The sequence below is a fragment of the Propylenella binzhouense genome, assembly GCF_009866965.1.
GTDB classification, from domain to species: domain Bacteria; phylum Pseudomonadota; class Alphaproteobacteria; order Rhizobiales; family Afifellaceae; genus Propylenella; species Propylenella binzhouense.
In genome coordinates, this window is record NZ_SPKJ01000193.1 from 1 (window position 1) to 2,419 (window position 2,419).

The following is a 2,419-nucleotide window of genomic DNA, read 5'->3' on the forward strand; positions in this document are numbered from 1 at the left end:
GCCTGCCGCCCTTCCGCCGGCGCCGGCCCCCGCCCCCGCTCCGGCCCCGGCCGGGGCCGCGCCCGGCGACGTCCCGCCGCACTGGGTCGCCGTGAAGTCGCCATCCGTCGGGGTGTTCTACCGCCGTCCGGCGCCGGACCAGCCGCCCTTCGTCGAGATCGGCTCGACCGTGGCCGCGGGCGATCCGGTCTGCCTGGTCGAGGTCATGAAGATGTTCACCGGGGTGATGGCGCCGAGCGCCGGCCGGGTCGCGCAGATCGCCGTGGCGGACGGCACCATGGTCGAGTTCGGCCAGCCGCTCATCTATATCGAGCCGGCCTGAGGCGGACGGCCGATGCGGCAGCCTGGAGGCTGACATGAAGAAGAAGATCAACGTCATCGAGACCACGCTGCGCGACGGGCAGCAATCGCTGTGGGCGACGCGGATGACGACGCCGATGCTCTATCCCGTCCTGCCGGTGCTCGACCGGGCCGGCTTCGACGCGATCGAATGCATGGGCACGGCGGTGATGGATTCCTGCGTCCGCTATCTCCGCGAGGATCCCTGGGAGCGGCTTCGCCTCCTCGGCCGCGAGATCACCCGGACGCCGCTCCAGATGATCGGGATCTGCATCGGCTTCAGCGTCGGCAAGGCGCTGCTCGCCGACGACATCCTCGAGCTCTTCTTCCGCCGCTGCGCCCAGAACGGCATCGACCGCTTCTTCCTGATGGACGGGCTGAACGACATCCGCAATTTCGAGGTGCCGATCCGTGCCGCCCACAAGGAGGGCGCGAAGGTGCTCGGGGCGGTCGTCTATTCGATCAGCCCGGTCCATTCCGACGAGCATTTCGTCGAGAAGACGCGGGAGCTCGCCGATCTCGGCGCCGACACGCTGGTGCTCAAGGATCCGAACGGGATCCTGACCCCGGAGCGGGCCCGAATCCTCGTCCCGAAGATGCGCGCGGTCGCGCCCGAACGGCCCTTCTACGTCCATTCGCACTGCGTGACGGGTCTCGGGCCCGCCGCCAATCTCGAGGCCGTGCGGCACGGCGCGGAGGGGCTCTGGACCGCGACCCGGACGCTCGCGAACGGGTTCTCGCTGCCGGCGACCGATTCCATGGTCCGCAATCTCGTCCGGGACGGCTATGCGGTCGACGTCGACCTCGACGCGGTGGAGGAGATCGAGCGGCATTTCGCGCGCGTGGCGGCGCGCCACAAGAAGCCGGTCGGCACGCCCGCGGAGTTCGACCCCGCCTTCTACCAGCACCAGATGCCGGGCGGCATGCTGTCGAACTTCCACGCCCAGATGACGCAGCTCGGACTGGCGCACAGGATCGACGAGGTGTTCGACGAGATCCCGGCCGTGCGCGAGGATCTCGGCTGGGCGCTCATGGTCACGCCGTTCTCGCAGCTGATCGGCACCCAGGCGGCGCTCAACGTGCTCTACGGGCGCTACGCCGTCACCCTCGACGAGGTCGACCGGCTGGTGCTCGGCTATTACGGCAAGACGCCGGGCGCGGTGAGCGGGGAACTGCTCGATTCCGTCACCCGCCGCACCGGGAAGACGCCGATCGCCGAGCGGCCGGGCCTCACCGTCGAGCCGGTGATCGAGCGGTTCCGGCGGGAGAACGGGCCCTTCGCCTCGGACGAGGAGATGCTGCTCGGCTATCTCTTCATGCCGGAATATATCGCCGGGCTGAAGAGTGCGGGGCCGCTGCCGCTCGACGAGCGGAGCCGCGCCGGATCGGTGGTCGACCTCGTCCGCGAGGTCGCCAGGCGCAAGGACATCAAGCAATTCCACCTCTCGATGTCCTGAACCGCGGCGCGGGGCCGCTCCGGTCAATGTCCGCCGGGGTCCGCCGGCGGGGCTCGGGCGGGGGGTGGATTCCGGGCGCAATTTCGCCAGGCGGAACAAGCGGGACGGCGCGGCGCGTTGACGTGCCGGGCCCGACATGGGATCGGGACCGGGAAGGTCGGGACCTGCGGCCGGGGCGACACACAGATCCGTGGCGCCGCCGGCCGGGCCGGGGCTGCATGACATGGACTACATGACATGGACTGCATGACAGGGACTGCATGAGAGGGGCTGCATGATCGACAAGTTCGTCCGCTCGGCGGCGGAGGCGCTCGCGGGCGTGAAGGACGGCGCCACCGTGCTCGTCGGCGGCTTCGGCGCCGTCGGCCAGCCGGCCGTCCTCATCGACGCCCTGATCGAGCAGGGCGCGAGCGACCTCGTCATCGTCTCCAACAATGCCGGCACCGGCCGCACCGGCCTCGCCCGCCTGCTCGAGCTGAGGCGCGTGCGCAAGATCGTCTGCAGCTTCCCGCGCACGTCCGACCCGGTCGTCTTCGAGGAGCTCTTCCAGGCCGGCCTGATCGAGCTCGAGATCGTCCCGCAGGGCACGCTCGCCGAGCGGCTGCGCGCCGCCGGCGCCGGCA

3 protein-coding genes are annotated in these 2,419 nt (G+C 70.3%); all 3 read left to right on the forward strand.

The window, feature by feature from the left end; genetic code table 11:
* The coding region (locus E4O86_RS22760; RefSeq protein WP_161142825.1) for an acetyl-CoA carboxylase at positions 1 to 322 on the forward strand (322 nt) is incomplete at its 5' end.
* 34 nt (positions 323 to 356) lie between these two features.
* Positions 357 to 1,796 carry a pyruvate carboxylase subunit B gene (locus E4O86_RS22765; protein WP_161142826.1) on the forward strand — a complete coding sequence of 480 codons (1,440 nt, stop codon included), beginning with the start codon at positions 357 to 359 and terminating at the stop codon, positions 1,794 to 1,796.
* Positions 1,797 to 2,070: 274 nt separating this feature from the next.
* Positions 2,071 to 2,419: 3-oxoacid CoA-transferase subunit A (locus E4O86_RS22770; protein ID WP_161142827.1), on the forward strand; the 349-nt coding region annotated here is incomplete at its 3' end.

Excerpts from the sequence above, each read along its gene's own strand:
- E4O86_RS22765 (WP_161142826.1), top strand. The coding sequence starts at position 357 with ATGAAGAAGAAGATCAACGTCATCGAGACCACGCTGCGCGACGGGCAG.